The sequence below is a fragment of the Ruegeria sp. AM7 genome (assembly GCF_056535965.1).
Genome location: NZ_JBQFJE010000001.1, coordinates 1 through 20,085, shown reverse-complemented (window position 1 = coordinate 20,085; position 20,085 = coordinate 1). Strand labels below are relative to the sequence as shown.

At 50.5% G+C, this 20,085-nt stretch carries 22 protein-coding genes and 1 pseudogene; 16 read left to right on the top strand and 7 right to left on the bottom strand.

Features of this window, described 5'->3' with window-relative positions:
• Positions 1-46: 46 nt before the first annotated feature.
• Positions 47-1,258: a dipeptidase gene (locus tag ACR3EG_RS00115; protein ID WP_480481848.1), complete on the top strand. Its 1,212-nt coding sequence runs from the start codon at positions 47-49 to the stop codon at positions 1,256-1,258.
• 510 nt (positions 1,259-1,768) lie between these two features.
• On the opposite strand, the gene ACR3EG_RS00110 is transcribed toward ACR3EG_RS00115, so the two are convergent.
• Positions 1,769-2,548, bottom strand: a complete 780-nt coding sequence (locus ACR3EG_RS00110; RefSeq protein WP_480482842.1) for a site-specific integrase — start codon at positions 2,546-2,548, stop codon at positions 1,769-1,771.
• A 683-nt stretch (positions 2,549-3,231) separates the two neighbouring features.
• On the opposite strand from ACR3EG_RS00110, the gene ACR3EG_RS00105 reads away from it, so the two are divergent.
• Positions 3,232-3,660 (top strand): hypothetical protein, encoded by a 429-nt coding sequence (locus ACR3EG_RS00105; protein WP_480481846.1) that lies wholly within the window; start codon positions 3,232-3,234, stop codon positions 3,658-3,660.
• A gap of 195 nt (positions 3,661-3,855) precedes the next feature.
• On the opposite strand, the gene ACR3EG_RS00100 is transcribed toward ACR3EG_RS00105, so the two are convergent.
• A complete protein-coding gene (locus ACR3EG_RS00100; protein ID WP_480481844.1) occupies positions 3,856-4,053 on the bottom strand; it encodes a recombinase family protein in 198 nt (65 codons plus the stop codon).
• 72 nt (positions 4,054-4,125) lie between these two features.
• Between ACR3EG_RS00100 and ACR3EG_RS00095 the strand changes: the two genes are divergently transcribed.
• From ACR3EG_RS00095 to ACR3EG_RS00070, 6 genes are all read left to right on the top strand, one after another.
• Positions 4,126-4,563, top strand: coding sequence for a hypothetical protein (locus ACR3EG_RS00095; protein ID WP_480481842.1), 438 nt, complete (start codon positions 4,126-4,128; stop codon positions 4,561-4,563).
• Positions 4,560-4,910, top strand: a complete 351-nt coding sequence (gene tnpB / locus ACR3EG_RS00090) for an IS66 family insertion sequence element accessory protein TnpB (RefSeq protein WP_170779991.1) — start codon at positions 4,560-4,562, stop codon at positions 4,908-4,910. Before ACR3EG_RS00095 ends, tnpB begins: the two co-directional genes overlap by 4 nt.
• A gap of 20 nt (positions 4,911-4,930) precedes the next feature.
• Positions 4,931-5,173 (top strand): hypothetical protein, encoded by a 243-nt coding sequence (locus tag ACR3EG_RS00085; RefSeq protein WP_480481841.1) that lies wholly within the window; start codon positions 4,931-4,933, stop codon positions 5,171-5,173.
• A 304-nt stretch (positions 5,174-5,477) separates the two neighbouring features.
• Positions 5,478-6,302 carry a hypothetical protein gene (locus tag ACR3EG_RS00080; protein ID WP_480481839.1) on the top strand — a complete coding sequence of 275 codons (825 nt, stop codon included), beginning with the start codon at positions 5,478-5,480 and terminating at the stop codon, positions 6,300-6,302.
• The gene (locus tag ACR3EG_RS00075) at positions 6,299-6,481 is read left to right on the top strand and encodes a hypothetical protein (RefSeq protein WP_480481837.1); all 183 of its coding nucleotides are present in this window, start codon (positions 6,299-6,301) and stop codon (positions 6,479-6,481) included. Before ACR3EG_RS00080 ends, ACR3EG_RS00075 begins: the two co-directional genes overlap by 4 nt.
• 260 nt (positions 6,482-6,741) lie before the next feature.
• Positions 6,742-7,218, top strand: coding sequence for a hypothetical protein (locus ACR3EG_RS00070; protein WP_480481835.1), 477 nt, complete (start codon positions 6,742-6,744; stop codon positions 7,216-7,218).
• Positions 7,219-7,292: 74 nt separating this feature from the next.
• On the opposite strand, the gene ACR3EG_RS00065 is transcribed toward ACR3EG_RS00070, so the two are convergent.
• The 4 genes from ACR3EG_RS00065 to ACR3EG_RS00050 form a co-directional block, all read right to left on the bottom strand.
• Complete coding sequence (locus ACR3EG_RS00065) at positions 7,293-7,754, bottom strand: helix-turn-helix domain-containing protein (protein ID WP_480481833.1); 462 nt, start codon at positions 7,752-7,754, stop codon at positions 7,293-7,295.
• A gap of 53 nt (positions 7,755-7,807) precedes the next feature.
• Complete coding sequence (locus tag ACR3EG_RS00060; protein ID WP_480481832.1) at positions 7,808-8,140, bottom strand: DUF4258 domain-containing protein; 333 nt, start codon at positions 8,138-8,140, stop codon at positions 7,808-7,810.
• A gap of 364 nt (positions 8,141-8,504) precedes the next feature.
• Entirely contained in the window at positions 8,505-9,440 is a 936-nt protein-coding gene (locus ACR3EG_RS00055) for a hypothetical protein (RefSeq protein ID WP_480481830.1), read from the bottom strand.
• A 966-nt stretch (positions 9,441-10,406) separates the two neighbouring features.
• On the bottom strand, positions 10,407-11,561 hold the full coding sequence (locus tag ACR3EG_RS00050) for a hypothetical protein (RefSeq protein ID WP_480481828.1): 1,155 nt from the start codon (positions 11,559-11,561) through the stop codon (positions 10,407-10,409).
• Between the two features lie 222 nt (positions 11,562-11,783).
• On the opposite strand from ACR3EG_RS00050, the gene ACR3EG_RS00045 reads away from it, so the two are divergent.
• Together ACR3EG_RS00045 and ACR3EG_RS00040 are read left to right on the top strand one after the other, a co-directional pair.
• The gene (locus tag ACR3EG_RS00045; RefSeq protein ID WP_480481826.1) at positions 11,784-12,752 is read left to right on the top strand and encodes a hypothetical protein; all 969 of its coding nucleotides are present in this window, start codon (positions 11,784-11,786) and stop codon (positions 12,750-12,752) included.
• Positions 12,753-13,503: 751 nt separating this feature from the next.
• Positions 13,504-13,722: a hypothetical protein gene (locus ACR3EG_RS00040; RefSeq protein WP_480481824.1), complete on the top strand. Its 219-nt coding sequence runs from the start codon at positions 13,504-13,506 to the stop codon at positions 13,720-13,722.
• Positions 13,723-13,928: 206 nt separating this feature from the next.
• Here ACR3EG_RS00040 and ACR3EG_RS00035 read toward each other — a convergent pair whose 3' ends face one another.
• Positions 13,929-14,600: a hypothetical protein gene (locus ACR3EG_RS00035; protein WP_480481822.1), complete on the bottom strand. Its 672-nt coding sequence runs from the start codon at positions 14,598-14,600 to the stop codon at positions 13,929-13,931.
• A gap of 15 nt (positions 14,601-14,615) precedes the next feature.
• Here ACR3EG_RS00035 and ACR3EG_RS00030 point away from each other — a divergent pair, with 15 nt between their 5' ends.
• The 6 genes and pseudogenes from ACR3EG_RS00030 to ACR3EG_RS00005 all read left to right on the top strand — a co-directional run bounded on the left by ACR3EG_RS00030 (position 14,616) and on the right by ACR3EG_RS00005 (position 19,466).
• On the top strand, positions 14,616-14,882 hold the full coding sequence (locus tag ACR3EG_RS00030; protein WP_480481820.1) for a helix-turn-helix domain-containing protein: 267 nt from the start codon (positions 14,616-14,618) through the stop codon (positions 14,880-14,882).
• Positions 14,883-15,059: 177 nt separating this feature from the next.
• Positions 15,060-16,423 (top strand): annotated as a pseudogene (tnpC, locus tag ACR3EG_RS00025) (IS66 family transposase); the annotation flags it as partial.
• The gene (locus ACR3EG_RS00020; protein ID WP_480482840.1) at positions 16,409-16,696 is read left to right on the top strand and encodes a transposase domain-containing protein; all 288 of its coding nucleotides are present in this window, start codon (positions 16,409-16,411) and stop codon (positions 16,694-16,696) included. The pseudogene tnpC and the gene ACR3EG_RS00020, both read left to right, overlap by 15 nt.
• Before the next feature lie 668 nt (positions 16,697-17,364).
• Positions 17,365-17,667: a helix-turn-helix transcriptional regulator gene (locus tag ACR3EG_RS00015; protein ID WP_480481818.1), complete on the top strand. Its 303-nt coding sequence runs from the start codon at positions 17,365-17,367 to the stop codon at positions 17,665-17,667.
• A complete protein-coding gene (locus ACR3EG_RS00010) occupies positions 17,651-18,583 on the top strand; it encodes a reverse transcriptase family protein (protein WP_480481816.1) in 933 nt (310 codons plus the stop codon). Before ACR3EG_RS00015 ends, ACR3EG_RS00010 begins: the two co-directional genes overlap by 17 nt.
• A 112-nt stretch (positions 18,584-18,695) precedes the next feature.
• The gene (locus ACR3EG_RS00005; protein ID WP_480481814.1) at positions 18,696-19,466 is read left to right on the top strand and encodes a hypothetical protein; all 771 of its coding nucleotides are present in this window, start codon (positions 18,696-18,698) and stop codon (positions 19,464-19,466) included.
• The last annotated feature ends 619 nt before the right edge of the window (positions 19,467-20,085 follow it).

The following is a 20,085-nucleotide window of genomic DNA, read 5'->3' as shown; positions in this document are numbered from 1 at the left end:
GTTCGAAAGTGGCAGCTAAAAGCAAAACAGTTAAGGAGGTTTTGTCATGAAGACTCTGTTGGCCATCAGCGCTATCGCGGTCACCCTTGGTGGCGCTCTACGGGCGAGCGAGGAAAGCAAGACATGGGACGCCTCGCCCGAGGCAAAACAGTTCGTCATGGACACGATCGTAATCGGCATGCTGGCCAGCCCCTATGGCACCGGCTGGACCGAAAACAAACAGTTGCACGACTATTTCGCGCTCGCCCGCGAGAACGGTATCACCGGTCATGAAATGACCTTGGCCGCCGCCGATATGACTTTCGACACCCTGCTGGAGCAGCACTATCACTTTCGGGCCGCCATGGCGGAGCAATCGGACCAGTTTGTGATAGTGAACGAAACACGTGATATCGAGGCGGCGCATCTTCAGGGCAAGACGGCCGTTATCTGGAACAGCCAGACAGCGACAATCCTCGATGGAGATCTGAAGAAAATGGCGCTGTTCAAGGACATGGGTATCAAATCCATGAACCTTGCCTATAACGACATCTTCCGGACAGGGTCTGGCGGGCTTGCAGCTCAGAAGGGGCTCGATATCGGCCTGACGCGCTGGGGCAAGTCGGTGATCGACGAGATGGTGCGCTTCGGCATTATGCTCGATCTGAGCCATACCGGCATCAAAACCGCCAATGACGCCATGGACTACATGGACGAAAACTACCCCGGAGTGCCCTATATCTACACCCATTCGTTGCCCGCCGGTCTTTACAAAGATGCGCCGGAGGCCTCACCCAAGGGATGCTATCGGAACATTACTGATGAAGAAGCGATCCGAGCGGCGGAGTCCGGTGGCTATGTCGCGCCTACATTCACCGAGTGGATGATGGACGGGATCTGGCCCGAGGACATTTCGCCCAAGCAGGCTGCGGACATGATCGACTACTACGTCCAGCTGATCGGCGTAGATCATGTAGGTATTGCTTCGGATGATATGTTCTCCACCCAGTTGGTCGTGGATTTCGCCAAGGCCAATCCCACCATGTATGATGACGGCGGCTACATGATCGATGCTTTCAACAGGGGCGCGACGGGCAACGGCGAACTGGCTAAAATCCTCGCTGCCGTCACCGATGATCTCTGGGCGCGGGGCTATACCAATGAGGACCTTGCGAAGATTTATGGCGGTAACAAGATGCGAGTTTATGCGCAAGTTTGGGAGGGCAAACCACCCGAACTATTCCTGAAAGAGTACCCGGAGCGTCTGCGCCTAAGGTGACCTGAGCCCCTGAAACTCTTCCAGTTTTGTGTAGAGTCCGCCCAACCAGAGGATGGACACATGAAGGCGGGATTCACAGACGAGCAGATCATTCAGATGACGGGCAAAAGGTATTGTTGGTGAAAGCGCAGAAGGGAACGGAGCCAGCGTTTTTGGACGACACCTTTTATGTTAGAACCAACCCTGCCACCGATAAGCTTCAGGGTGAGCGCCTCTACAAGTATCTATCTGAGCGGTTTTAATGCGAAATTCGGTAGTTGGTGTATGCCGGTAGTGAACGAACTGAGCACATCTATCGAACGAAACGTTGCGGATATCGTTGCGGCCAATCCTCTGAAAACAACAAAGGCGCCCTCAGGCGCCTTGTTTTGCTGGTCGGAGTGAGAGGATTCGAACCTCCGACCCCTGCCTCCCGAAGACAGTTCAAACACTTTTTTACTCTTTTGTTTTTGTTTTTTCCATGCTTTGTTCGCATTTCCGACGTTCCTTTTCGATTGAAAGCGTGAGGTCTCACAGTTTCCGTCCTCCAGCTGAGACGGCATCTGCTGCACCTTCTTGGTAATCTGGGTGGTGATGAGCATAGACACGAAGCATAGTTTGCGGGCTTACACCAAAGAAGCCAGCAAGTTCCCAAGTGTTGGCGCGGCCTGTCCTCATTGCCCAAGTGATTGCTGTATGGCGCAATGTGTGCGGCGTAACTCCGGTTCCTTCCAGGCCCGCTGCTTCAACAGCTGTTTTCCACGCGTTTTTTACAGATCCGACGCCATTGCCCTTATAGTCAACAACCCAACGACTTCCGGAGGCCTCCCAGCGTTTTAGATGTGCCAGCAGGCGTGAAGGGATTGGAATTGGTGGTCGCCTTTTTTTTGTTTCGGTCTCCAAGGAGCCCCGGCGATACATAATTCGGCCTGTTGTGTCGACCCAGCCGCCCGACGTGTTGGCCATGAAGCGCATCCTAAGAACCGCGGTTTTTCGTGTTCCTGTGTACAGCGACACTAGAATAAACCTCGCCAGATGCTTGGTTCTAGGATTGCGTCGTGCTGCTCGCAGAAGCTTTGCTGCTTCATTGCGAGTCAACCAGCGATCATGCGGTTGCGGCTTTTCAGGAAGGTGTACTTCCGGAGGGTTTAGGAGGCGTTTTTTACTCACACAGAAATTTAGCGCTGCGCTTAGGGTTCCTAGCTCTTTCCGAATGGTGCCTTCTGAACACTGTTCGAACTCCAGCGCTTCCTTTGTAGCCGGGTCGCGTTTTACAACTTTGAACCTTTGGTCGCCGTATGCTTCGCACATTTCTTCAGTGATTGCCGATACTGGCAAGGCCCCCCAATAGGGCAGCAGCGCGGCGATAGCGTAGCCAATTCGAGCAGGGTCTTTCACTTTCTTTGCACGCTTTTCACCATAAAATGCAAGCGCCTCTGCAATAGTCATTTCGTCTTCGCTGAGTGGACCCGGCGGTCGACTTTTTTCTGCGACGTAGATGGCGAGAGCGCTTTCAGCTTCTGAGCGGTCTCTTGTGCCCGTTGAACACTCCCCGCGTCCGGTGTCGCGGATGAGGTAGATACCCGTGTCTTTGCGGCGATAGAGGCGGGGGCCTTTTGCGTGCTGCGGCATGCGTTGATGATCTCCTTGAGGTCGTTTGGATCGATTTTCCTGCGGTTTCCAAAAACAATGAGCAGTCCGAGTTCATCAGCCACTCTTTGGACCACAGCTTTGGGTGCGCCGAGACGTTTGGCGGCGGCTGTGATTGTGATGGTTAGTTCGTCGTATTCAGATTGGGCCAAGGCAAAAACCTTCGTGTGTTCAGCATGACTGGAAGCCCGTAAGGACTATTTTGGCAGTTTCAAAAACGCCAAAATATCATGTAACCTACGAAGAAATTTAAATTATGGGTACGCATAGATACTACCTACAACTAGAAATCATGTTGCGCAACAACTTTTTTATGCGTACCCATAGAAGCGTGGAGGTCAGCCATGTTATTCATGTTTTTGGGCTTTTCAGTTGCCGTATCAGAAGAGTTGCGAAGCTTCTTGGAAGCGGAACAGCTGTCGTTCGATGAATTGGAAACTCTGTTGCGCAGATGTAGAAACGAGCGAGCAGATATGACTGTGGGTGCGCTTCATACTTTCATCCACATCGCTCGCTCGACGAAGCCGGGAGCAGAGAATGCACCAACCATCGCGCAAATTGCGGAAGACTTAGAGCTAAGCTATCCAACTGCCGCTAGGCACTGTGATATCCTTAGTACAGGTGTCAGAGGGAAGTCGGGATTGCATTGGGTACGGAAAGAACCGGTAGCAGGGACCCGGCAAAAGAAAATTTTCCTTACCCAAATGGGTGTCCAAGTGCTGGAAGAAGTTGCTGGAACGAAAACAATTCGACTTTTGCCGACAATACCTTGACCGGTTCAAACTGAGTCTTTGAAATCCTAATTTAACTCAATCAAACACCATTTGGGTTAGCCATTATTTCAAATTGTTTTTGGTGCAAGTCTCTTCAGGAATTACTGATAGCCAGAATTTCTTTTCTAATTCTGTAAACGGTCGATAGGTGAATCCTTGCCAGTTTAGCTACTTGTGGGGGCTTGAGACCACTATTCAAGAGTTGTTGATCTCGGTTCGATTATCTGCTGGCGGACGACCACGATAACGGCCAGCGAGCTTTGCTTTCTCTATGCCCTCACGTTGTCGTTGTAGAGTGAGCCCCCTTTCAAACTCTGAAATAGCCCCGAGCACTTGGAGCATCAATTTGCCAGTTATGTCAGTTTCCGAGGCGCTAAATGGTAAGCGTTGCATGTAGCCCCACATTTAGCACCTGATTAGGTCAACGAGATCAGTTTATGATGCCTCCAAAAGGATACAGGCATCATGAATTCTCAAGCTTTAGGTGAGCTCGCCAGTGACCAAAAAATCGAAAACGTCTTCCATGCCTACGGTTACTCAATTCCCGTTGGGAAAGACGGCCGTCGTCTGTGGACCCGAAAATTTAAAGATGAAATGGGACAGCGTATGAGGGCTGGTCGTTTATCTGTTGACGAAGTAGCAAAGACCTGTGGTGTAAAGCAGGAGACTGCAGCCAGGTGGAAGAAAACGTCCGAGAAAAAGGCGTCAGGTCCGCATTCCACGTTAAAATCCAAATCCAAACCGTCGTTTGCTGAGATTAAAGTCAGCTCTCGTGAGCAAACTGTCCCAGTCGCGTCAGAAAACATCATCTTCAAGCGAGGTAGCTGCGAGGTCCTATTTCCCGCCAGTTACCCACTTGGGAAACTGGCGACACTGATCCGAGCATTTGAGGGCGAAGTATGATTACACCGTCCGGGAATTTTAAGTTCTACGTAGCGACCGAACCTGTGGACTTTCGCAAAGGTATGGATGGTCTAGCGTCTATCGTGCTGAACGAATTTGACCTCGACCCCTTTAGCGGTGCTGTGTTCATTTTTCGCTCCAAACGTGCAGATCGGCTCAAACTCATTGTTTGGGACGGAACCGGGCTCGTGATGACGTATAAGCGCATCGAGAGCAAAGGCTTCGTGTGGCCAAGACTTCGAAACGGTATGATGACTATGAGCAAAGCGCAGTTTGAAGCGCTTTTTGAAGGTCTCGATTGGAGACGAGTCGTTGGTGCAAGACCGTTCAAGCCTACTGCTGCATGAGTTCTGACAAGGCGTTGGGAATGGAAGAGAAGATTGCAAATCAAATTCACGACTTGGTGCAACAACTGCGGGAAGTGACAGGCGTTATCGATGATGACGCTATCGTTCGCGACGCACTAAAATTTCACCTCGCCAGCCTGAGTGACAAACAGAGCCTTCGTGAGCGCATGCAACTGATCCAAAGGAAAGTTGAGGCTCTTGGTGAGCTAGATGAGAATTTTGATTTCAAGAAGTTTCGTAACGAAATGTTGGACGACAATTAGCTCCGAGCTGATCAATCAGCGCGCAGCTGTAGCAGATAGTAATTCTAAAAATGCGGACGATTGATGCAACTCCGTTAGTGCCTGGAACGCGGACTTTGTTGCCGTTCGGTGTTTGCTTTCCAATGACCTGACACAGCCCAAAGCAGAATTTAGTTGCTCTACCGCTGGTTACATGTGGACTGGAAGGCACAGAATTTTCCTCGGCCTATCCCTTGAGTCGTAAGCCTCAGTCGCGCTATCGAAAGGCATAGAAAACTCCGCGGCTCTGCAATTTAGTAACGCGGACGCGGCAGGAGCATTGATCGTGGGAGAGGCGAAAATCAGAAGTCGTCGGCGGCAAGAGATCCTTTCCTCACACCCTCGGTGCATTTATTGCCCCAATACCCACGCAAGCACGCTCGAGCACATGCCGCCACGAGGTCTTTTCAAAGACAAACAACGTTCAAGTGGCTGGGAATTTCCCGCATGTTCAGATTGCAATGAGGGAAGTCGCGGAGCTGACGCCGTCGCGCAGATGCTGTCATTGATCCAACCTTTCGAGGAAGATGGATGGCAGTTCGAGCAAATGAAGAAGGTGCTGCCATCAGCAAAGAAGTACGCACCTCGCGCCTATCAAGAAATCAGTTCAAATAATAAGGCAAAGTCGTGCTGGGTTAAAAGCCGTGGATTGCTGAGGGATGTGGTCGAGGTCACAGTGGATGGTCCAAGTACGGTGGCGCACTTAGACGCATTCGCAGGTAAGATGGCTTTAGCTGCGTTCGCAGAACTCACAGGGCGACCGATAGAGCTTGATGGCACGCTGTTTACGCAGTGGTATTTGAATGCTGGCCTCAGTCAAGAGGCCTACCATGCCCATCTAAGAATCCTGCCAAATTTCTCTAAATTACAGCAAGGCAAAAAGACTTCGGATGGCCAATTCTGGTTGCACTATAACACTGATATGAAGTCGATCATTGCAGCGCTTATTGTTTTTCACGGCAACTTAAGTGTCATGACCATTGCCTCAGATGGTGAACCTTACAAGCAAGCACTGGTTGAGTTCTTAGGCGACATTTCTGGACCAAACCGCCCGGGGTCTCGGTTGATGCATCCCATTGATCTGAAACTTAAGACTCTACGAGATATGTGACCGACACAAGATTGGAGCAGACATCCGCTGCGCCTAACGCTATCGTCGGTTTTGGATCGTTCAAAGGTCTGTATCACATGGCTCCGCAAAGTTCGATTTCCTGCGCATTGGCGAAATCGGTGCTGACTGAAGCATCGGTTATTCTGGGCTCAAAGCAGACCTCCGAAGGTCAACAATAAGGAGCAGAAAGTGATTTTCACGAGGATTGGTTCGGTCATAGCCTGGGTGCTAGTCGCCTTAGGGCATTTAGGACGGCACTCGGATTTCTCCTGGCCTTTGGCGCGGATGATAATGAAGCCGCTGCGCGCGCCTTGTTAGCTGCGGCGAACACCGGTGAAGCCATCAATGAAGGTATGCTAGCAATACTCGCTGGTGTCGTGGTGGGAGTTCTTGTCGAAATCAGTAAATCTGTAGCTCAACGATAAGGAGCTTGGCCTTGGTGAAACCAAAGGACAAACAGCATCAAATTTCAGATGAGCTTGCTCTGATTATGCTGCGACATGACTTTGATCTGAAAGGGTTGACGGATTTTATTTCTGAAAATCATCAGCCTGTTATAGCGGCATGGACCAAGAAACTGAGGCACCGGGATTACCTCGCGCACCGCAAAGTTGTGCGAAGGGAAGTTCTTCGGCTTAGATGGGAGGGTGTTCCGCACAAAAAGATTCACGAAATCCTAGATGTGCCGCTTTCTCGGATAACTGAGATCAAAGCCGAAGAGATGGACAAGATCTGGAAGGCTTACACGCGCAATCCTGAAAGTGTGCATGATCTGGCCGAAGAGTACCAGCTTACAGCAAACGATATATTTGCCATCTATCAGGATAGGCAGGAGCGTTGGGAGGCTCAGGAAGCGGAATACTGGGAACGTCAACAGGAGCGCTGGGACGAAGAGGAAGAACTCTACAACGGTTAGTTCACTAAAGGGAGCGCTTTAGACGCAAAACGCCGCCCTGCAGGGCGGCGTCACGGTTGTCTTTCAGGGAAATACTAGGAAGCTTGTGCTTCGTGCCACTCTTCCCCTTCGAATTCGAAGATACGGTTCTCCAGACTTACGATCTTGCGGTCCAGCGTCGCGAGATGCGCCAAAAGCTCGGCGATCCGACCCTCTTCCTTGCTGTCGAGGTAATACGCCTTCAACAGGTTCTGAACCGGACCGGGAATCGTTTTGGTTTCCCCAGTTTCCCAGCGCGCAAGCGTCTTCTCAGTTGTGTCCAGAATATCCGCAAGCAGGCGCTGCGACAGGTCGAGTTCGATTCGCAGGAATCGGAACTCATCCTTGGTCATCGGAGATGGTCTGCTGACGATAGACATAGCTATCGCATGGTGCAGTTCATCCGCGTGTTCGATGGACACGACGACGCCGCGCGGCGTCTCAGTCATGGTCACGCCATTCGCCAAGAAGATGTTTGGCAGACCACTTTCAACGTAATGATATCCTTGATCGGTCATATGTCTCATCCTTTCATCAGCCCATTCATTCGGACCAATGCCCCTCGCTTTGCTTAAGTTGTGCGTCCGACCGGGTAGGTCGTCACCACCGTGACGGTCATCACGCCGTCTTTGATGGCACACACAACAACCAATTCAACTCCTGCCGCTACCCCTTGCATTTCGCCGACCCAATCGGCGCAGTCGCGATCCCAACACGGGTTCTTTCTGAGCGAACCGTTCAAAATCGCGCGTTGAACCATGCGGGGCGTGATGTCTCGCTCGCGCATCCGCTCAAGACAGTGCACGGTCGGATTGACCATGTGCAGCATCTTGGCATAGTTCTTCACAGCGCTCTCAAACGCCTGCGGAGTCATTAGTGGTATGGGTTCGGTCGATTTGGTCACACACCCCATATTGGGGGGGTTACGACGAAATGTCAATCAGTTTCGCGGTCGCATAGTTAACGAATCGCCAATGAAATAAGGCGAATCTGTGGCGCTCACCAGATGTTGTGCGTTTTGGCAGGTAACCCTCAAGGGGCAGCCGGTGCGGGTCTTCTCGACTGATCGCTCCCATTTGCCCTTACAATAGCTGTGTTTTCAAAGGGGTACCTAATTCTTGGATATGCTCTGCTGTTTTAGGCAGTTCACAATAAGGAGCCAATGTCGGCTGTGCGGACGAAGCAGACCTTTGTTGTATTTGCATCAATGTCTGCTCAAAACGCGTTCGCCTAAAAACGAAGCGACGTCGTTGGCACGCTTGGATCGATCATTGTTGGATTACGCTCGCCCAGATTACACTCGCATATTCCAACATGGTTGTTGCCTGCGATTTCATTTCAGAAGTCTCAAACCTATCAAGATAGACAGCGGCAATCACATCAGCAGCAACGCTAAACTTGACACGGCAATAGCGACTAAGGTGAGGACTGCTCAGTATGCTTTCATCTCGGCGGGCATTGCATTCAATTGCAATAGGATCGCCAACATAATCTGTCCCGAGGCTATCTGTATCAGCACCTAACCAGTTTTCCTCCTGGAGTTGCCGCAAATTGCCTTCAGACACAGGCGAGAATACCACCCTATGCCTTGGCCTCCCCAGGCACCAGATGCTCTCAGAAAGCGCCACCCTTGTCTCACACCATCTCTGAAGTTCGGACTGTTTCAAGCATGCGTTCAGTGGCGCGGTGGGACCGTCACATGTGCTATGCACGGGGATCAGCTCAATTTCAGTAAAACTGACTTCGCCCGCCCCATATGCAACCATGTCTTGCAGTGTGTCTCCACTGCGCCAAAATTTCGTGTAGCAGTGCTGATCTCCCCTACACGAATGAATGGTCTCGAGCTGTGGACTTGCGGGAAAACGAATCTCTTCGTCACCGATTTGCCCAGCAAGCTCGCCAGCCTGGAAAGCAGCCAAGTCATCCCTGCGCTGCTGTTCATCTATGTGTTGGTTCCACCATAAAAACAGAATTGCCAAAGAAGGGCCGACCAACGAGATTACCCGGACGGCATGGGCAGAAATCGTCAGGTCTCGGTTTGCAAGGTCATTTGCAACTGCTGACGTGACAAGGCCAATTCCAAGAGCGAGTATGGGAAAAAGAAGAAAAAGTGGTATGGCACCAAAAATAAGGCCACCCATTTTTATGCCGCTTATCAAAACAAAAAGGCAACCGTAGTAAGCAGAGAGATAACGGTTAGCCAAACACCAATTCTCTTGGTTTTCGCGGCATCATTGCCTCGTCGCGTTACCCCGAAAATCCAAGCCAGAAGGTAGAAAAAATAGTAAACGTAAATCAAAGGAGTGAATCCATCCTTCGGTCAGATTTTGCCAAGTTTCTGTTCAAAATTATGCTTAGCATGGCACTTATTCGAGTGAGTTTCAACAAAAGTGCAGAGCTCAACAGATTTCACCGAAGCAGACCTTTGTGCACTGCGCAGCATCGGACATTATGGGCTCACAGCTGACCTCAGAGCCAATGCGGCACCGGCCTCTGCCCCGCTATGCACTGATCACACGGACGGCCCAAACCTGCCGTTCACTCAGCAACTAGATTGCTGCGGCGCGCCCGTCAGAGGAGACATTCGCTGCGACCGCAAATTCTGAGCCGTGGTGAACTCACACTTCGCGGACTAACCCGACCTTGGGTTTTCGCACTTTGCTTACGCAGCAGCGCCTCGCAAAAGCAGCATTGATTTTGCAGCGCTGCAGCGAACTCACGTCCGATCCCTGCAACAGAGTTGATGTCGTTGTATTTGAGTCTGTGCTTTGAACGCAGAGCAAAAAACCAAGGCTTCCGGTATGGACTCAATCAGCTTGTTTAGGTCCACCGGAGAAAGTCGGCAGCGAGCCCAACCAAGTTATTGAGACTTTGTACTGCATGCGCTCGCAGCGGAAAAACCGTTTCGCGTATCTTGATAGGAATGCTGATGTGCGGCGAGAATAGCCGTCATTCGAACTTAGCGCAGCGATCAGGTAGGCTCAAATTCGCAGAGCGCGGGACAAACTGATGTTTGCCATTCTGAGTTAAATTTACCACCCGAAACCCCGAACAGAAATTCAGTACTGAGTTTCGCAATTCCAACTCAGTCGACCTAGTAAATCACTGCACCACGGAATTGTGATTTGGAGGTCCATTTGTTGAACGCAATCCTGTTTGTTCCAGTAGATTTAATCGCCGCTGTTCAGAAAAAGCTTGGGGCTTGTGACCATCGCCAAGCGAACAAGATCAAAGCGTCGTTCGCAATCTAGCTTTTGCATGATCGATTTGATCTGCCCTCTTACCGTTTCCAATGCTGTACCACGAAACTCGGACACCGATGCGGTGCTTAGCCCACGGAGTAGTAGATCACAGATTTCTGTCTCAGCTTGCGTCAGGCTACCAATTTGAGCCAATCCATCTGCGGTCAGATGCTTCTGTTCGGTAGGATCGAGAGCAATGAACATCAAAATTCGCCCGCGCCGTATCTCATAGTCATTGACAGGCGTAACGTGGATTACCAAAGACGTTTGCCCTGATCGACCAGCAAGCGACAACGTCGCTTCGCTCGGTTTGAGCCCTAAGGAAACGCTTTTTCCAAAAACCGCACGAAGGGTTGGTTTATGGATTTCTTTGACTGCTTCTATCTTGTTCTGAACCGTAACAATGACGTCTTTTTCGCCAAGCCACTCACGCAGCTTTTCGTTGGCGACAACTACGCCACCAGTTGCATCGCAAAACGCCACTCCAAAATTGAGTCGGTCGAACAAATCTAACAAAATTGAGTAGCTTTGGGTTAGCCGGTTGATTATTCTTTTGGCTTCAAGCGTTTTCTGTAGAATTGCGGAAAGCGCGGGTGCATAACTCTTGAGCTGTTTTGATGCGTTGTAGTCGTTTTGCTTGTCGCAAGTAATTGCGACGTCCATCCAAGGGCCGATCTGGTTTACTTGAAACGCGCTTCTCGATGTGCCTCCCGTCACCGCAAACACCCTATCACGAGTAGGATTCACTGGTGGCGGCCCCGATGGATCAAAGCCGAAGGCTTCTGCTTCACCCAGCACAGTTCCAGGAGTGGTGTTTGCCAAAGAAGCGTATCCGTTCCTTTCTTCGATGGTATTGCTATGACCTGCAACAACTTCTTCGAGAATCTGTCGGCCTTCACCAGTTCTCATAGTCTGGGACGCGTAAAAGGTTGGCGTCGAATGTTGGAGCACATTGTACTCCTGAAGCATGAAAGCTCTAGCGCCCAGTCGAGTCGCAACAACGTCGCATAGCGCGTCCCATCTCTCCGGGCATGTCGCTGCGTCTATCGCCGCAATTGCGATTTCAGCGTCTTCAATCTTCATTTCCCCAGTTTCTCTAAGTCTAAGTAAGTAAGCCCGTTGTAGGTTCAGAAGCTATCCCCCATTTGGGGGATGAACGCGCGCAGCACTTCAGCCTAAGCTTTAGTACAACCTACGGATAAGCTGGTTCCACAAATTCCTCTGGATAGTATCTGTGAACTGTTTCTCGAGAACAAGTTCCTATGTCGGCACGATTTAAACGTATTGCACTTTCGAGTTTCAACGATGGCGATAAAATTGGAGGTAAAAAAGAAGCTAATGCAGAACGTGTGTATTATTTTGGCTCTCGGAGCGGCTTTGTGTTCGGCATCGTCGGCGAACGCACAATCAAGCTTGTGCAATGCCGTGCTTCAAGGAGGCGTTTTTGATATACATAGAACCTTTGATGCTAGTCAGAATTACCGCATGGTAAAAACTGCACAGTGTGATCAAGCAAGTGGCGGTTTTTCGGTTCCTGGCTACCTCGATGGTTCTGCCCGAAAGAAACTGTGTCAGTCGAACGAACAAACGTCACTATCAGATGAGGAAGTTGTTGGTTACGTACAGCAAGCTTCGTCTGTGATTATCGGCGCTTGGAATCAGTGCATCCGTGACAATAAAGCCGGAGTTAGCCACTATCTTCAACCTACGCTAAACCCCGCAGAGATCGTCTACAAAATTGTCTATACAAATGACGGCTTGCCTTTCACATCCAATATAAAAACCTTTGAAATTTCCGGGGTGGACAAATGCCGACCTCAAAAATTTAAGAAGGGCGATCAAATCGATAGCGCTGGGAGCACAATAATCTGTGACAGAGACCCGGATTCACCAATCACTGTCATCCTTGACATGACCACCGGAACGAAAAACCTCCGCCCGATTGAGCTTCCAGAATATGTAAAAACTGCGCGTGTGTGCGACATGCCAACGTTTGGGCAGATTAAACCGACATTTGGCTGCGGTTTTTACCCAATTGGATGGCAACGCAGTGTGATATCTGGCAAAGAGACATTTGAAAGCTGTACGCGTAGATGTACAGATCCTGTGTTTGGCCAAGGATGCACTTGGTCGCTCTGTAACTCTTTATGTCGTACGAAATGGCAAACCTCTGACTTGAGGGTCGATGATCTCCAGGCGAAACGGCCACTCCCGGAGTACAACAAGGTTACCGGTTTCATGTGCACTGGGGATGCCCACCGAGTTTTGAATTAAAGTCAAAATCTGTAGATGATACGGACCATGTGGGTATTCCCGCAACCATACATTGGGCCGTTCCGGATTGAAGTGGCGGGTCTTTTCAAAGTCGTCTTTTAACTTTTCTCTGACTTATGTGCTAGTCAGCAACGAAAGAGTGGCTACAGTTCCAAACAAAACGTGGCCGCTACATGATCAGTATGATGATGCTGGCTGCAACGTAGCAAAGACCATGCTGCGCATGAGAACAAATGCTGGTTTAGCAATATGCGCGTTTGCAAAAGACAGATGTGTCCGCTCTCGCACCATTCCTGCCAGGGAAATCCAACGCCCGGTTTCTGCGGTTCTCGACGTGCGGCGCTGGCGACATCAGTCGTGCTAGCGGAGGACTGCAAAGGGCTCAGTGCCGTCGTTTTCTGCGGTCTGCGCGAACGGCGGCTTCGGAGTCGGTGATGGTGCGTTTGACCAGCAGTTGAGCTTACCACTCAACCGAGATCGCTTCACATAACACCTGTTCAACGATGTTCGCGGTTCGGTATGGTCCGAGAAGGCAGCGCAGGGTTGTGCACTTGGTCTACTCTTGGAAAACCGCATCAAGCATCGTACGCTGTAGATCAGCCTTTCAAGTTCGTGGTCCTTCCAATGTCCTGATGACGATTCCGCTTCTTGCACCGACCAGTCCGACATGTTGTCGGACTAGGGACAGGTGTGTTCAAAGAAAGGAAGCCAAATGGACAATGCAAGACGCGACTTTCTCCGTAGACAGAAAGTGAATGTCGAAGATCTGGGCGATATCGGGGAAATACTGCTCGAAAAGGCGGAGCATTGGCTGGTGCCGATCTTCAAAAACGGCGAAGCGGTGGCGATGGTCATCGAGATAGATAGGTTCGATCGCGATTGGGAATTCAAAGGCGAACCAAGGAAGCAACAAAATGAGGGGTTTGACGAAGAGCTGCTCAAAGTGTTGAGGCAACAACTGGGCGAGTAATCAAGTCCATGGGTGTACGCGTTACGAGGTCATCGGCGCGTACATCCACTCACCAAAGCCGCCCGAGTTTTGTGAAGTTCTGGCATTGAGATACCAAGTTTTTGCAATCGCAAGAAGCATGGCGCTTTGGCGAAGGATCGCTCCCGCGCTTTGATGCAAACCTGGAGCGAAAGTCATCAAATGTGCGCATCGCACTTTTCACGGTTTTATCTATCCATCTGTTCTTTCGCCTTTGCCCAAGAGATCTGCAGCCTCCGCCTAAGCTCGTTGATTGACGGATCGTCTTTCAATGCATCTTGGACTTCCGCAGCATCTAGTTGGACCGGGATTCTTCCGGAGCGAATTGGAACATCACGCTGCTTCAAGCCATCCGAAAGCGTCGTTGACTTCAAACCATGACGTTTTGCAACCTGCTCCAAAGACCTGGGTGTTTCATAATCTTTGATGACACGACCCCATGGGTCTAGACCGAGTTGCTCAAGCAACTTCCAAAGAGATTTACGGCAGCAATAGTATGTTTCGCACAGTTCTTTAAGGGATTGTATGGCGCGAAAGTCAGAAATGAGATGCTTGGGTGAGAAATGGAAAGGCAACCCTGTTTTGTCCTTCAACCACACGGACGCACGAATATCACCATCTTTTTCCAGCTGGATCTGGGACCGTTTTATTGCCGCTAGGTCTAATTTGCGGAAACCTGTGTAGTCGTTTTGAACTTCCCAAATATCGCGGGCATGTTTGCATGCGGCTTTCTCGTCGGCTCTCATTTTCCATGCCCCTTTTTGCATGTAGTCTTTTTGAGATTTCGGGCATCGATAAAAAGATTTGACCGGCCCGCACACAATCGATTCTATCTGGAGCAGTCGCAAAATCCAGTTCATTCGCGAGGTGAACTCATGAAGCACATTGATATCCCTATCGATCGCGCAAGGCACGCGCGGATCAAGTGTGAATTAGAAATCAGAGGGCTGAGGCTAGCGGATTTGGCTAAGCAAATCGGTGTCGGACCGAGCGCCGTAAGCTCTGTATCGCTCGGGAAAAGCCGCTCGGAGAAAATTGAGAGGCACCTGGCTTCCATTTTGGACCAGCGAGTAGAGGATTTGTTCCCGGAACGCTACGCCCAATCCGAGATAACCGAGGAGGTCAAATCGATGGGGCCTTAAACACAAGGCTCTGGAAAGGTTGAGCCCGGCGGACTGGCATCCATAACCGGGCTCGTAAAATCGTAGTCGACCACGATCTCTTCCCTTTTCATCCCATTTCCGCGCTTGGAAATCAAGCGCAATCGCGTCCGGCTCGCCGGACGCGACCTACTAAGCTGCGCTTACCGCGCATGAAGGATGAACTGGGTTATGGATCCTCTGCAAAGGCATCAGAATATCTTTGAAGAGATGTTGTCATCGCAAGATGACAAACTGATTGCCTTTGCCGAGCATCTGATAGCGACCTTTGACGATGTTGTTGGGTTCATTAACGATCTGCTCGAAAAGAACCAGAAGCTAGAGAAGCAGAATGGGCATCTGCAGAGTAAGATAGCAAAAATGCTCCGCGATGCGCATGGCCCGAAAGGAGATAACCCTCCCGATCAGGCGAAAGATGACGGGCAAGAACCCGATAAGTCCGGCGAGAAAAGTTCGCAGGACAAAATGAAGAAAAAACGTGCTCCGAAACCAAAACCCAAAGGCAAGGGTAAGGCGAACTGGGCCAAGAATGCCGTGAAAACGGATCGCGTGTTCAAGACCGCAGACAACAAATGTCCCTGCGGGTGTGGCGGCAGCTTTCGCAGCTTCAAGCCGCGCAATTCAGTCGTCTATATACCCGCCCAATATAAAACTGAGGTCCGGTGGTACGCCAATTACCGCTGCCGGATTAGAGGCATGTATTCTGTTCCGTCTGTACCTAAAGTCTTCCCAGGCGGAAACATCGATAACACTTTCATCGCTGGCGTTGCGGTCAACAAGTTTCTCTGGGGGCTGCCCTGCCACCGCCAAGAGCAGATGCTGCAAAACAACGGCATCACGATGAGTCGGTCTACCTTTAACCGGTATCTCAATCGAGTTGCGTTGGAAGCGCTTTCACCAATCTGTCTGCGAATGATTGAGATGCTGCTCAAATCATCGACGCGTTTGCTCATGGATGAAACGCCGGTGTCTATTCTTTCTTCTGGAACGGGGAAGGCGGCCAAGTTTTACATGTATGCAATCACGCGTGATGACAGTACATTTGGCGGGACCAGCCCGCCCATGACGGTGTATTTCGCGCGGCCGACACGAGCGCAATATCACATCAAAGAAATCCTCGGTGACTATAGTGAACTGCTCCAAACCGATGGATATCCCGGCTACAACTTCTTCAAAAACCGTGCGGACTGCTGGCGCATGCGCGACGACACTATTCAGACGCAGCCATCATCACCGAGACAGACGATGCCTACACCGCAATGGGATTTATACGGAGATTATATAAGATTGAGGATAGCATTCGAGGCCACAGCCCTGGTGCCAGGGTCAGTGTGAGAGTAGAGTGTTCGCAACCCATACTGAATGAGTTCAAGGTTTGGCTTGAGAAAGCGCTGACCCGCCATCTTTCTGAATCGAATGTGGCCAAAGCAATCCGTTACACACTGAAGCGGTGGACTGGCTTGACCAAATTCGTTCACGATGGGCGCCTGGATCTCGACACCAATGCAGTGGAGAGGCAGTTCAAACCGATCATTCGGACGCGGAAGAATAGCTTGTTCGCGGGAAGCGCTGATGGTGCAGATGCCTGGGCTATCTATTCAACTCTTTTTGAAACCTGCAAGACGCACGGTGTGGACAGCTATGAGTACCTGTATTGGGTTCTGAACCAAATTTCCCAGAAGCTGCCTCGCAGCAGATATGACGAACTTCTCCCTTGGAATGCGCCTGAACACTGCCGTATGGGCCGGCCCCCTGTCCCGCGATACAAACACGCGCCATATGAGCAAGCTGCCTGAAGCGGGGACGGTGAGCCGACCTTCGTTGCGATACCGAGGATCGAATAGATCGCGGTTGAAAGCAGGCGTTCAATCCGAGAAGGCTTACGCTGTCGAAAAAAGTTCACTTTTAGCGAACTTAATCCTTGAAACGGGAAACAGCCATCCCCATCTGAAGACTGTGTGAAAGACGGAAGAAGTTCTCATACCCAGCTTTGGCGGCAGTCAAAGCGCGGAGGACGAAAGTTCTCTACCGTTTCTTCCGCAGAGGCCGCAAGGGCCCCGGCGACGGGGAGAGACGCGGGCGGCGGGCGAAGCAGACGCGATAGACGAGATTTCTATCGCGTCTAGGTAAAGGGTGTAGCCACCGGGTCCGTTTCCACTGTTTGGCGAGATGCCTTGGCCAGCTCAGTTCGTTGTGAATTGGGCGCCGAGGACAACAGAGGAGGAAAAGCCATGGCTTTTTCAGACTACACATGCCGGTGGCGGCGGTGGCGCAACTTGAGGGGTAAACTCCAAAAGATGCGTCGTTGGTTCTGGAGGAAACTCTTGAACCGCCAAACTTGGATTTCCATCGTTACGGTGGGGATCTTTATCTTCCGGGTAGTCCGGTGGATCAAAGGAGTTCTTGAACTCTTCGAGTAGACCGCCAGCCTAATATCTAAAGAACATCCGTAGGTGGGTCCAAAATGATAAATGAAGCCCTCAGATTGATACGAGTTTTCCATGACCTCAAGCAGTTCGAAGCTGCTGAGCGGTTGGGTATATCCAAATCGCACATTTCTGAAATCGAGAAGGGCAATAAAACACCCTCGCTGGACTTGATCGAACGTTACTCCCAGGAATTTCGGATACCTGTTTCAGCCATTATGTTTTTCGCGGAAGAATTGCCGAACGCTAGGCGTGGGGACGCTACAAGAACGAAAATCGCTTCTAAGGTTGTTGATTTGCTAAAATTCATTGAAAGAAAATCAAATGCCGAAGCCAAGTAAAACAAAGAGACATTCCCTGCGTGACGGCCCGTTCTTTCGCATGAGAAGTCGGCAAAAGTTAGCTGCGCTTCTTTATGTATCTGAGGATGCCCTTGCAGAATTGACAGCAAGCAACGATCTCTATCAACGTCTTTGGAAGCACAAAGAACTGAACAAAGGTCCAGAATCTTGGCGTCGTGAGCCACCTCACCCCGGCTTGGCAGAGAAGTATCGCCCAATCGACATTCCCGACCCGCGACTGAAAAGCATCCAATCTAGGGTTGGTGATCTACTTGGCCGTATCACCCCGCCCGATTGGCTTTTCAGCCCTGTCAAAGGTCGGTCCTATGTTGACAATGCCGCCAGGCATACAGGTGCGAAAGCATTTTGGCTTCTCGACATTGCTGACTATTTTGGAAGCTGCACAGCGAACAACGTCGCACATTTTTTTCACAAGAAACTGGAATGCTCACCGGATGTCACAGCCGTTTTGATACATTTGGTTTGCCACAACGGGTCACTACCCCAAGGCTCTCCTTGCAGCCCCATTCTTGCGTATTACGCAAACTTGAATATGTGGCTCGAAATTGAAGCAAAGGTTGCCAAAACAGATATCCTCCACAGTGTCTATGCGGATGATCTAACGTTCTCTGGGCCCAGAATTCCAAAGGCGTTCATTTGGGACATAAAGAAATCTGTGCATAAGCATGGCCTTACGCTCAAAGCTGAAAAGGAGGTCAGCATCATCGACGGCCCAGCCGACATCACAGGTGTGATTGTTCAAGACGACAAAACCAAGCTACCGAACCGTCAGATGAAGAAGCTGTTCGAGCTTCGAGAACAGCGGCAAAAAGCCAAGAGCGCGAAGCTCAGGCGATTGCTCGACAATCAGATTTCGGGTCGTTTGGCTCAAAAGAAGCAAGTTGAGCAAGCATAGCCAGATCTTTTCAATGCATTCCCGACCCTCTGAACGGCGGTAATTGGGAATTCTGCACCGCAGGGCACATATTCGCTCCAGGTGTAGTAACAGGCCGGAGAAGCCAATCACCATGTCAGAACTGAGCATTGCAAATGCAAACTCCACGGCGTTTAAAACATTCAGTAGCACACATGAAGAACTTGGAAATGCTTTGAAGGTGTTAAGTGTAGGGCTTTCACTGACCACCGAAGAAATCCAAGCCGGAACATCTTCAGCAGCACTTTGGTCCCGAGTCGTTTTACTGGCTGAGCAGTGTAAGACTGAGCCAATGTTCTCCAATACAGTCATCGAGACTGCCTATTCTGAAGTGGCAAATCTCGGACTCGCCAGAAGTTTTTCAGCTTTCGACAAGTTTTTGACTGATGTAGACGCAGATCTATCCAGCCTCGAATATCACAACCTCCTTACACCCTCACAATTCTCAACTCAGGCGGAATGGGAAGCCGGGACAGTCGATGAACCGGGCTTGACGTTTGAACGGTTTTATCTCCGTCGCAGTTTCGATGCGTCGAGGGTAGACTTTGTCGCTCCAGTTTTTGACTACTATCGGTCCGCTCGTAACTGCATAATTCATCGCAGCGGCGTGGCGAGTTCTGAGCTGGAGTCTTTAGCTAGTTCAACCAGGCTCGCCGAGGCACTTCAAAACTGGGTGGAACGCACACACGAACATGGTCCCTTGAAACTAAAGACATTCAAAGAAGGGGAAGTCATCAAACTCGATTACTTTGATGCGATTCTATGTTTCTCAGTACTGCGGCGCCTAGCTCTTGATACTGACAGGCAAGTTGTGCCGCGGATTGGGGTCAAAGGCTTGACCTTCTCGCTGCCAAGCACAGCCTGAAGCGGTGGGAATCTGGTGCTGACGAACTCGAGCATTCAACTGCCTCAAAAGCAATCGCTTCACATCTTTCACGGGTCAACCGAGTTGTTGGCTATGGATGGAGAATGGTTGAACCCCAACTGAATCGCCTAGGAATTCTCGGAGACTGCAACCAGGCTTTCCCCGGTCGGTTTAAGAATGATCCGGATCCTGAGTAAATTTCACCTATGGTAAGGACCGGTTCGGCAGGTTGTGCTGCAGAAAAGCATCAGAGGGGCGAAGGTCCGGTTTGGGCCGATTTTGTTGAAAAACTCGAAAATCCGGGAAGCTCGTATTTTCTGCGAATAGACGGTCAACCGGAAGGGTCTGCTACCGACATCGCCTACAGTCGTTGACGTGCCCTCTGGCAGCCAGTGTCAAGTTTAGACCGACCCCTCAGTTGAAAAACTATACCGGCTCTGTAAGGACATTTTTACATCAAGATTCGGCGAATTCGAGTTTTTCAACGGAATCGGCCGAAAGCGTTCGAGCGTGCCGATCTGTATATTGGCCGTAAGGCCAATATACTAAGACAGTTGTGTCATCGAAAGACCTTAATCCGCTGCATGCAACGCTTACATGTGAGGCTTTCCTTCATAAA

What these genes read in the sequence shown, in the direction of transcription:
- ACR3EG_RS00115 (WP_480481848.1), top strand. Translation starts at nt 47, where the DNA reads ATGAAGACTCTGTTGGCCATCAGCGCTATCGCGGTCACCCTTGGTGGC.
- ACR3EG_RS00110 (WP_480482842.1), bottom strand. Translation starts at nt 2,548, where the DNA reads ATGTGCGAAGCATACGGCGACCAAAGGTTCAAAGTTGTAAAACGCGAC.
- ACR3EG_RS00105 (WP_480481846.1), top strand. Translation starts at nt 3,232, where the DNA reads ATGTTATTCATGTTTTTGGGCTTTTCAGTTGCCGTATCAGAAGAGTTG.
- ACR3EG_RS00100 (WP_480481844.1), bottom strand. Translation starts at nt 4,053, where the DNA reads ATGCAACGCTTACCATTTAGCGCCTCGGAAACTGACATAACTGGCAAA.
- ACR3EG_RS00095 (WP_480481842.1), top strand. Translation starts at nt 4,126, where the DNA reads ATGAATTCTCAAGCTTTAGGTGAGCTCGCCAGTGACCAAAAAATCGAA.
- tnpB (WP_170779991.1), top strand. Translation starts at nt 4,560, where the DNA reads ATGATTACACCGTCCGGGAATTTTAAGTTCTACGTAGCGACCGAACCT.
- ACR3EG_RS00085 (WP_480481841.1), top strand. Translation starts at nt 4,931, where the DNA reads ATGGAAGAGAAGATTGCAAATCAAATTCACGACTTGGTGCAACAACTG.
- ACR3EG_RS00065 (WP_480481833.1), bottom strand. Translation starts at nt 7,754, where the DNA reads ATGACCGATCAAGGATATCATTACGTTGAAAGTGGTCTGCCAAACATC.
- ACR3EG_RS00050 (WP_480481828.1), bottom strand. Translation starts at nt 11,561, where the DNA reads ATGAAGATTGAAGACGCTGAAATCGCAATTGCGGCGATAGACGCAGCG.
- ACR3EG_RS00045 (WP_480481826.1), top strand. Translation starts at nt 11,784, where the DNA reads ATGGCGATAAAATTGGAGGTAAAAAAGAAGCTAATGCAGAACGTGTGT.
- ACR3EG_RS00035 (WP_480481822.1), bottom strand. Translation starts at nt 14,600, where the DNA reads ATGAACTGGATTTTGCGACTGCTCCAGATAGAATCGATTGTGTGCGGG.
- ACR3EG_RS00030 (WP_480481820.1), top strand. Translation starts at nt 14,616, where the DNA reads ATGAAGCACATTGATATCCCTATCGATCGCGCAAGGCACGCGCGGATC.
- ACR3EG_RS00015 (WP_480481818.1), top strand. Translation starts at nt 17,365, where the DNA reads ATGATAAATGAAGCCCTCAGATTGATACGAGTTTTCCATGACCTCAAG.
- ACR3EG_RS00010 (WP_480481816.1), top strand. Translation starts at nt 17,651, where the DNA reads ATGCCGAAGCCAAGTAAAACAAAGAGACATTCCCTGCGTGACGGCCCG.
- ACR3EG_RS00005 (WP_480481814.1), top strand. Translation starts at nt 18,696, where the DNA reads ATGTCAGAACTGAGCATTGCAAATGCAAACTCCACGGCGTTTAAAACA.